Source organism: Oleiphilus sp. HI0132 (assembly GCF_001635845.1).
Genome location: NZ_LWGJ01001502.1, coordinates 1 through 697, shown reverse-complemented (window position 1 = coordinate 697; position 697 = coordinate 1). Strand labels below are relative to the sequence as shown.

At 38.9% G+C, this 697-nt stretch carries 1 protein-coding gene and 1 pseudogene; both read left to right on the top strand.

Annotated elements, in window-relative coordinates; genetic code table 11:
• A pseudogene (locus tag A3766_RS23180) lies at positions 1-280 on the top strand (AarF/ABC1/UbiB kinase family protein); the annotation flags it as partial.
• A 57-nt stretch (positions 281-337) separates the two neighbouring features.
• Positions 338-697 (top strand): AAA family ATPase (locus tag A3766_RS23175; RefSeq protein ID WP_156509067.1); only part of this gene is annotated, 360 nt, incomplete at its 3' end.

Sequence of the window (697 nt, the reverse complement as noted above, 5' to 3'; positions counted from 1 at the left end):
TAAAGATGTCATTGTTGATGACTTAGCAAACGATTTACGTCGAGTGTTTAATAAACTAGATGTGATGGTCCCCGATACAGCGATGTTCGAGACGCAGGGTGAAGATGATATTAATAATGTGCTAATGGATATGGTTAAGGTTGGTGAGCAGAATGGTATCCACTTCCCTAGAGAATTTGCTTTGTTATTAAAGCAATTTTTGTATTTCGATCGCTATGTTCATATATTAGCGCCTGAGCTAGATATGTTTGTTGATGATCGACTGAATATGCTTCATTAGAATATGGCACATCATTTATGGTTCTATGTCCTTTTTCGTAGAGCCTTTAGTTAATTTATGTCCTTATCGTCAATATCAATAAAGAGCGTTCGAAACCTCCACGATCTGAGTGTTTCTTTTAGTAAGTCTTTAAATTTTATCTGGGGCGAAAATGCATCGGGTAAAACCAGCTTACTTGAGTCAATTTATTTACTCTCTACAGGGCGCTCTTTCCGTACCCGCCATATCGATAATATTATAAATAGTGACGCCAAGAGTAGAGAGCTGATTGTCTTCGGCAAAGTTAATACCTCAAAGCAAAATGAAGAAGCTACGCCCATTGGTGTCAGAAAGTCGACCCTCCAGGGTTCCGAGATTAAAATTTCCGGCCAATCAATAAAGAGTGCAGCAATTCTAGCGAAACTAACACCGGTTCTG